4 protein-coding genes are annotated in these 9,284 nt (G+C 42.9%); 1 reads left to right on the top strand and 3 read right to left on the bottom strand.

Going from position 1 to position 9,284, the window contains the following annotated elements:
- Positions 1-538 precede the first annotated feature (538 nt).
- From MUU51_RS00915 to MUU51_RS00905, 3 genes are all read right to left on the bottom strand, one after another.
- Positions 539-1,450 (bottom strand): hypothetical protein, encoded by a 912-nt coding sequence (locus MUU51_RS00915; protein WP_050291503.1) that lies wholly within the window; start codon positions 1,448-1,450, stop codon positions 539-541.
- Positions 1,451-1,495: 45 nt separating this feature from the next.
- Positions 1,496-5,347, bottom strand: coding sequence for a hypothetical protein (locus tag MUU51_RS00910; RefSeq protein WP_258966904.1), 3,852 nt, complete (start codon positions 5,345-5,347; stop codon positions 1,496-1,498).
- 147 nt (positions 5,348-5,494) lie between these two features.
- Positions 5,495-6,593 (bottom strand): IS3 family transposase gene (locus MUU51_RS00905; RefSeq protein ID WP_258966903.1). Its coding sequence is split into 2 segments (ribosomal slippage): positions 5,495-6,347 and positions 6,346-6,593, totalling 1,101 coding nucleotides; the frame shifts between segments, so codons are not numbered across the junction.
- 474 nt (positions 6,594-7,067) lie between these two features.
- Here MUU51_RS00905 and MUU51_RS00900 point away from each other — a divergent pair.
- Complete coding sequence (locus tag MUU51_RS00900) at positions 7,068-9,284, top strand: DEAD/DEAH box helicase (RefSeq protein ID WP_258966902.1); 2,217 nt, start codon at positions 7,068-7,070, stop codon at positions 9,282-9,284.

Genomic DNA, 9,284 nt, shown 5'->3' with positions numbered 1-9,284 from the left:
CAACCAACTGGGCTGACTCACGTCTGAATTCAGGACTAAAATTTTTTCTTTTCATTGGTGCACCTGTGTTGTTCTGAGGTGAGCATATCACCTCTGTTCAGGTGGCCAAATTCAGTGTGCCACTACATCCGGATAAATGGGTAAATGATACAGGCGATAGAGAGGAAGCTATCTACCGCAGAATTAATAAATGGTCTATACGTGATCTAAAAGTAGAGTTTGATAAAGTTATGAAAAATAACACGAACAATTAATGTTTTTATGGTTTTGATATTTTGATGCCTGTCAGGGGAACTGCTATACGATCAGTCTTGATGAGTTTTGAAATTATATCGCTATGGAAATACCCCACATAACGCTATTGAAAAATAAAACATTATTAATATAACTATTATTATGTTGACTGCAGTGATTGTGTCTACAAGAGAAGCAGAATGATGGAGAAATAGACTCAAATTTATAGGGTTGACGTAGCCTTGGTGGTAGCCGAAAATAATTATGTAAATGGGCCTCCATTTTGCAATAAGGCCCATTTACGTCAAGGGTAAATTATATATCCCATAATCGCGCAGATTAACCGATAATCATTAACGTAGAAGATTTCCGGATTCTCAGTGCTTTGCTCACCGATAAAGAAGACTTGAGCTCTCTCTTTAGATTTTTTATTTACTGCTTCTTTTGCTTCTTCCTGTACAGTTTCGAGCTCATTAAAAAGCATAGTTCTTTTAGCTTTTGACCAGTCTCCCCACTCAATGTGTAGTTTATAGCTACGCGAGGGCTTAAACTTACCAGATTCGTCTTTTGTCCATTCTCCCGAGAGCGGAATGACAATCCGGTTTTCGTCTTGCTCAAATTTCTGCCACAACAACTGCGAATAAAAAACTCGGCGCTCAGGGTAGGGTTGAACCGGATCTTTTAGTTTTTTAAACACGGTCATGTAAGTATCGGCATCAATACCTGGGATATTTAGTGACATACCACGGTCATACGGGAAGCGAATAAATGCCCTACAAATCTGGCGAATAGCGTTAACCGGGCGGCGGGATTGCCGCGCTGGAGCATTTCCTTCGCTGGATGCTGACGATGTAGAACGTGTTGGATTGGGTTTGTTCTCGCGACCAGTAGTGCCAGGATCAACAACGGGTCGTTTTTCAATCAGTTTTAACCCTGCGGGCATCAAACCCGGTGCGCTGTCCAGCATGTGGCGGACGCTTTTCTTCTGTCCTAGTTTAACCACTGTGCTTTCAGCATCAGCATCACAGTTAATATGCACTTTGCCCGGCATTTTATTAAACGACGGTCTTTTCTTGCTACCTTTTTGCCAGGCGGAAGGATACATCTCAATTCCGCATCCCCAACATACGTAACCGTTCGTATCTACAACATCAAGTAACCAAAGATCTTCTGCCTCAATAATCTCACTGGTATATTTATCACGTGCAGATTCCATGATTTCTCCTTTAAACAGAATTCCTCTGAAGGCGGCTACTAGCCTTCATTCAAACCGTTGTTCCAATGCCTCATCTTCCAATCGCTCACGTTCTTTTTCCTTTTCAACCCAGTTAGTCAGTTTTTCATACACAGCTCTAGCCGACTTAGAAATGTCTGCACGCTCGTGCGTGACCAACAGGCCTATCGCTTCAACCCTGGGTTGCATCACGTTCGCACGACTACCGGACCATGATGAAGGTGCTACGTGTTCGGCAAAGATCTCAAGGACGGCTCTTGGCTCGGGTGAGGCTTCTAGAAATCTCAGTGCATCATCCTGCAAGCAAATAGGACTTTGCTCACCGTCTTTTGACCATAGATTAATACCTGAAGCGACTGAAGCCCAAACATGAGGATCTTTAGTGGTACCGCACCATTCAATCAAAATATCTACATCGATTTTCGCAATAGGAGACAGATGTGAATCATCATGATTGATGAAATGCAGCCGCCTCTGTTGTTGATCTTCCGTACCATCAAAAATGCGACTGAGAAATTCTTTTGGCATCCATGCAGCGGTGATACCGATAGCGTCTTCGAAAGAATAAATGTAGCCATAATGCTCATCGACAACAGCGAAGATTGAATTTAGCCATTCTAACTTTTCAGCCTCGTTGCCATCGAAGTGCAATGTGGCATCGATAACACGTTCCATTGCATAATCTATATACCCGCCGGAATCGTTGTGATCTCTTCGGAACCTCTGGATTGCAGCGGATAGTCCGATCGTTCGTAGCGCAAGACCTAGTGTATCCGCAGCATCTCCTTTATCAGCTAGTTTCATACTCAGGGCTTCCAATACTACGTCATCACCATTCGGTTTACTCAGCAGCTTTTGAGCAAGCTCGAGAACCCTGCTTTCTGGCAAATTAGAGAATTGCTCACCCCACAGAATTGCCCCATACATATGGGGCCGTATGTCAGAGTCATCCAGAAGCGACATGCAGCGATCCAGATCGATTTCAGTAAACTCCTGCCAAGGATGCAGGTTGACTAATTCGAATCGAAGTTCGGAATGTTGTGCGCACTGATCGAGCAGTTCCTGCGCTAAAGCTGAATCGATAGAATTAGTCTCTTCAATGAAACCTCGAATGACCGAAACATCACTTTGAGATTTGTGTTGTAGATCCAATTGAATGACTAGTTGCTGCCAATAAATTCGTAGGTCAGGAGCCCCGTTAGCTAAGCCTTTACCAAATTCGACGCGATAGGGCATTCCATCCTGCAAAAAAAGATTAGGGCACAACTCATCAAGTCCATGGGGAGATACTGCAAATTCGTGTCCCAACTTGAAAGCTTTGGCACCAAGTATTTTCCTGATTTCACTGAATTTGTTAGGTCCTTGGTGCTCATAATCAGCATCTAGCGCCCAAAAATCGCGCCCCTTACTGAGTACATAAGCCATGACTGCCGGAACCAAGTCATTAGGCTCTAATTCTCGTTCCAATGTCACAAGTATTTCCGGCAATGGTTCTACGTCTTCGTTATCTTTTCTTTTTGTATGGAAAAAGTAAATTGTTGAGCGGACAGCTTTCCACCCTTCACCCCAAGGGCGATGGGCATGTAACTTGCGAGCCGCATCAATTAATTTTGACCTTATTCCTCCATGACGCCAAATCCAGCGAAATTTATCAGCCAAGATCCGCCTAGCATCGTCTTCAAGCCCGGGAACTCCTGAGGTTCCTAACCTCACCAAAATATCGATGAAGGTGATTAGCCACGCAACAAGTTCATCGTTACCGGGCCGAAATCCATAATCTCTTGGCCGAGCACCAAACTCATTAATCCCGAATCCTGTCCACGGTGGTCCGCCGAGAGCAGTTTCAAGCATTTCGAGCCCCAGCACTCTACGTCCGGCCATACTTGAACCAATGCATTCATTAATGATCGCAACACGTTGATCTAAAGAGGCATGAGTACCGGATAGATACGGTTGGAAAAACCTCTTTATCTTATTTCGAGCCGAATCATAATTATTGCTCGCGCTTTCCTGGTCTGCGATACAGATTAAGAGCTTAATGCATCGTTCAAAGTATTTCGATTCATATGCAAGTAACTGCAACAATTTGATAACTGCTGTTCGTTGTGGGTTGTAGCGTGATTGAATATGCTCAAAATTAGACGTAACAAGCATTTCTTCAATCCGCTCAAGCAAAGCTCCAGGGGCAACTGGAGCGACATAATTAAGTATTCGTGTCGATACATCATCCAAGTTTACTATCTGCCCAAGCAGCCCTTCAGGGTGCAACCAAGCTTTAACGATCTCTTTTGCCACAGCATGGTTGTGTAGCAGTCCCAACCTGTGTGCGAACGACATCAATAAACGTGGCCGCTCCGGAGCTTCAAAGGTCGCCCTAAGTTGATCAACCGGAATACTATTAAGTGCAGATGCTGCCAGCTTGTTAGCAATGGCATGGGGAAGGATGGCTCTCCAGTGGGATCTTTTCTGAACGACGTGACGTTCCATTAACTTCGTAGCAGCTTTGAATAACTGGATTTTGGGATACCCAGAGAGCGCACCCAATATTTCTAGTTCATCGGTAGCGGCATCTGGACTGGATATCGAGAACGAATACACCAGTGACAATATTTCAGCCTGCTCCCGTAAATGGTCGTCGGGATGATTACGTTGTTCAAACAAGCGATTAAACAACTGCGCATCTGAAAGTAGGGCTAAACTCTCACCTTCCTCCACTCTCTCTGCTATAGCCAAAGCAACTCTTGCATTACCATCTGCAAACTCAGCAATCCGACGGGCATTATTCTGACCAATAGAAGGGAAACGACGGATAAGAAGTTGCTCTGCCACTTCCGGACCGTCTGTCTCAATGTGGATAACCTCAGTTGTCTGTGGTTTGTCATCCCTGATGTCGTACTCGATCGTGATGAGACTTACTTCTTTTCCTGCGGCTGATACCTTGCTTGCAAGCGAAGCATGGAGTTCTGATGGGCAATTATCAAGGATCATAATTGCTCGTCGGTCCTCAGCGATCAACTTATCAAGCATTGCTGTAGCAGACGGGACTGGCTCAGAGCCAGTATCAACATAAATAGCTACTGTCCGGTCAAGCGCATCTGTTCCAACTGTTTCATCAAAGAGCGCCTGAACGATCCGAGTCTTCCCGACACCAGACAACCCTGTAATACGAACCGCCTTATTTGTCGAACGGATAAGTGCTCGCATTGGGCTAATTGCTTCATCAATTTTGAGTTTTTGTCCCTTTCCCGACGGTAAAGTAATGGTTACGCCTGGGACTGAGATTAAAGTGTCTGTAACACCTTGTGGCGGATTGCTCCAAGCTCCGTAGGGTTGCCAGCCGGAATACCCTTGCCCAAGCTTCCCTTTTACCCACAGCATGACTGATGGATATTGGCGCAACCATTGAATGAGTTTGGAACGGTCGTAGAAATCAAGATGAAGACTGCTTTCGTTAGGATCGTCTTTTACTGCGTCCCTCATGGCTTTGAGACGATCCGCTTTTCCTGACGGCGAGCAATCATCACTCAAGCTGACAATGATGTAGCTGCCTTGCTTTTTGGCTTGTTCAGAGATGATGGGAGAAAGTGCTTTGCCGGTACCCATTTCCTTCTCAATCAGAGCCTTTGGCATTCTATGTTTCTTTGCCTGAAAAACCGTATCAGGCCTTACAAGAAAGCCTGCCTTCAGTTGATCAACTGGAACTTTAACTTGGATATCAATTCCACCGTCAGGCGCTGTAATTGAACCAGACCAATTTACACATGCTGGGCTATGGCCGTGCATTGCCACTTCAGCTTCTGCTAGCCGAGCGATCAGCTCTTCTAGCTGAGTATCGGAAAGCCGAAGTAATTCGTCCTTTTCAATGTCAAAGATTGCCACATCCTAACCCTATTAAAGATACTGCGACTATATAAAAAGTTACCCTTATTCTAACCAATGACAGAAGGAATGTCCCTTAAACCGTTGCAGTTACAACCATTCTCATCAGATAGTTGACCCTGGTCCAAAATCAGTACCAGTGCTAAATCAGAGATCTTCATCTTTCTGGAGACTTCGGATAAATTCCGCCGGAGTCATGTCATTTAATGATGAATGGGTTCTCTCATGATTATATTCCCTGCGCCAGTTGTCGAGTTTGTCCTGTGCATCTTCCAGTGACAAAAACCAGTGAATATTCAGGCATTCGTCTCGCAGACTACCGTTAAATGACTCAATAAACGGGTTATCTGTCGGCTTGCCGGGTCGGGAGAAGTCCATCGTGACACCGTGTTCATACGCCCATTTATCCAGACTTTTCGAGATAAACTCACTGCCGTTATCCGTCTGAATACGTACCGGCAGGCGCTTATCCAGCACCCGCAGCGCTTCCATTACACTGACCACATCCTCACCCTTCAGTGATTTTGCGGCATGGATCGCCAGACATTCCCGACTAAAATTATCCACTACAGTCAGCGCCCGGAAGCGCCGTCCGTTAGACAGACTATCCGACACGAAATCCATACTCCAGCACTGATCGATGTGTGTCAGGGGCGGACGCTGCTGACGGTGTGCCGCACTGATATGTCTGCGGGGACGTTTCCTGCGCAGATTCAGGCCTTCCAGACAGTAAATCCGGTGTGTTTTCTTATAGTTTATCAGCCAGCCTTCCCGTTGCAGCAGGACATGAATGCGCGGACAGCCGTAACGTATTCGTGTTTCCGCAATTTCCCTGATGCGCAGGGTTATTGCCCGATCATCACGCCGACTCTGCCAGTGGTAGACAGTTCTGCTCAGTATCAGCAACCCGCATCCCCGACGGACGCTGATGCGATAAGCCTCACGCAGAAAATGTACTGCCTGGCGCTTCTGAGCCGGCCTCAGAACTTTTGCTTCAGCCCTCCTGCAGCATCTCCTTGTCCAGACTCAGATCGGCCACCAGTTTCTTCAGCCGCTGATTTTCATCTTCCAGTTGCCGCAGACGCCGCAATTCTGTCACACCCAGACCGGAAAATTTCTTCTTCCAGTTGTAAAAGGTGGCCTCAGAAATGCCCATCTTTCTGCAGACTTCTCCGACACGAGTGCCGGTTTCGGCCTGTTTCAGCGCAAATGCGATCTGTTCTTCGGTATAACGGGTCTTTTTCATGGCGATGTGCCTCTCTGTGAGATGGAAGAAAGACCGGAGACTTCAGTTTAGACTGGTACTATTTTCAGGGAGAAGATCATAGTTAAGATTTTCTGACTCAGCACTGTGATGTTGATCATACCCACTTTGCGTCAAACTATTAGTATGTAAGAAGCACATTGCTGGCCTGATTAAGAAATGGATTGATATGTGAGGTAATGTCATTTAGGAGCTTAAAACTATTTTTAATCCCCTTTGCTTTACAACTCTATTTATTATTTCATTTTCTTATACCAATGTTTATTGGTATGGTGGTTTAATTTAATTCATTATTGTTTTTTTGTTTGAAGTATATTGAAATGATATGATTAATTTCTACTTCATGCTGAGAATAATTTAATTGGGCGGGTTTGGTTCGATATAATGAATATCTTTTTCAAAGAAATAATTCATATGGTATAATGCAGTAAAATTATATTGAGGTAAGAGGGTGCTATGAGTGGAACTTTTGATTTCTTAGCTGGTTCTTTGGCTCTTGAGAATAAACCTTTCCATATGCAGGTTGCAGAGCTAATAAAAAATAAGTTTCGTCATTGTGAGGGATATATTGGCTATAAGCTTGCAACTTTGGGACGGGCATCGGACTCCGATGTTCCAGATTTTATCATTATTACAAAAGAACATGGCATAATTTTAGTTGACATGGTTGAAAGTAAGGTTTCTCGTGCGGATGAGGTGCAGGGGAATGAGGTTTGGCATTATGAGCATGGAGGTTCGAGTGTAGCAAGGAATTTTATTGTCGAGTTGTATGAGGAGGAGGTAAAAAGTAGATTAAAAAACGATGCAAATTTTTACAACAGAAGAAAAAAAACATGCACAGTTCCGATCACTAGCGCTGTTATTTTTTGTAAAAATAATAATAGTGAGATAGACAATTTCTATCAAGAGTATGCTGATTATGAAAGTTCAGCTATTGAATATGGCGAGATTGATAATTGGTTAGATAGCGTTGAAGAAGGGTTCAATTGCGATTCTAAAGTTCTGGGGCGAATTTTTTCATTGTTAGAGGGGACGTTTATATATGAAAATAAAAAGATTCTCGATGAAGAACCGCCCCTTAACACTGTGAATGATTATATCAAAAAATCTCTAAATATAACATTTAATCAAGATCACTCTCAACGTATTGCTTCAATGCAACTAACCCCGGGCCCTCAGAGAATTCGTGGCTTGGCCGGAACAGGTAAGACGATAGTTCTTTCATTAAAAGCTGCGATAACGCACAAAAAATTTCCAGATTATAAAATATTATATTTATTTAATACACAAAGTTTATATCAAAATGTGCAGAGTTCAATCGCCAGATACTATACTTTAGAAGCCAAAAAAGCGCCAGATTTTGAATCGAATCTAAATGTCTTCCATGCATGGGGTGGTAGGCAGAAACCGGGACTGTATTCACATATTTGCCAACAGTATGGATTAACTCCACTAACATTAGGAGATGTGCGTGGAGCAAGTGATGCTTTAGCTGTCATATATGCAGAACTTCTCAAAAAAATTGGTAGTGATATAAAGCCTGAATATGATCTTATTTTAATAGATGAAGCCCAAGATTTTCCTAAAGAGTTGTTTGAAGTGGTATTTAAACTAGCAAAGGGCAAACCTCATGAAAAAAGGATCGTGTGGGCGTATGATGAATTCCAGTCATTGAAAGACACTCAGATTAAAGGTCCATCTGAGCTATTTGGTTTGGCCAAAGATGGCACCCCAAATATGAGTGATGATATTTTAGACGGATTCTATCCTGGTGACATAAAAAAAGATATTGTTTTATCCAATTGCTATAGGACTCCTCGTCCTGCTCTTATGACTGCTCACGGAGTAGCATTAGGACTTTATACTAATAAGCCGAATGAAATGTTTTATAACCATGATGAATGGAAAGCTATTGGCTATAAAGTTTTAAATCCTCAGACAAAAATCATTGCAAAAGGCAATGATGTTCAAATCGAGAGACCTAATGAAAATAGTCTAAATCTGTTGGAAGGAATTATGACAGAGCAGGGTAAGAGGGCCCTTAATCTTATCCAGACTAAGGTGGAAAATGATAGGGAAAGTCAATATGAATATATTGCAAGTAACATCAAGCGTTTAATTGATGAAGAAAATGTCTCGCCTGAAGAAATAGTCATAATTAATTTGAAGTCCTCTAGTAACAAAGATGAGATGCTACGTATTCAATTCATCTTAAATAATTACGGTATTCATTCTGTAATTCCCGGCTACGTTGAAAGCTCAGATGTCTTTAAGCCCAAGGGGTTCGTTACAATCACGACCCCTTTCAGGGCTAAAGGGAATGAAGCTAATATTGTATTTATTTTAAATAGCCAGTTAGTTGTTAATGATTTTTCATTAAGGATGCGTAATGCATTTTTTGTGGCAGTAACTCGAACAAGAGGATGGTGTTATATTGTTGGTTATGGAGAAAAAATGCAAATGCTTGTGGACGAAATTTCAGGAATCAAAAGAGATTTCCCTATATTCAATTTCATTTGCCCAGACCCAGATGATGTCAAAGCACGAAAAAGTTATCTCCACAAATCAGACTCTGAGATCAATGAGATGCAAAGAGTACTGGATTTAGTTAATAATAACGAAGAGTTAAGACGACTGCTACAGGAGCAGCTCATTGATAAGAAAGGAGATTAA

The organism is Scandinavium manionii (assembly GCF_024764775.1).
Classification (GTDB): domain Bacteria; phylum Pseudomonadota; class Gammaproteobacteria; order Enterobacterales; family Enterobacteriaceae; genus Scandinavium; species Scandinavium manionii.
This window is presented reverse-complemented; position numbering and strand designations above follow the sequence as displayed.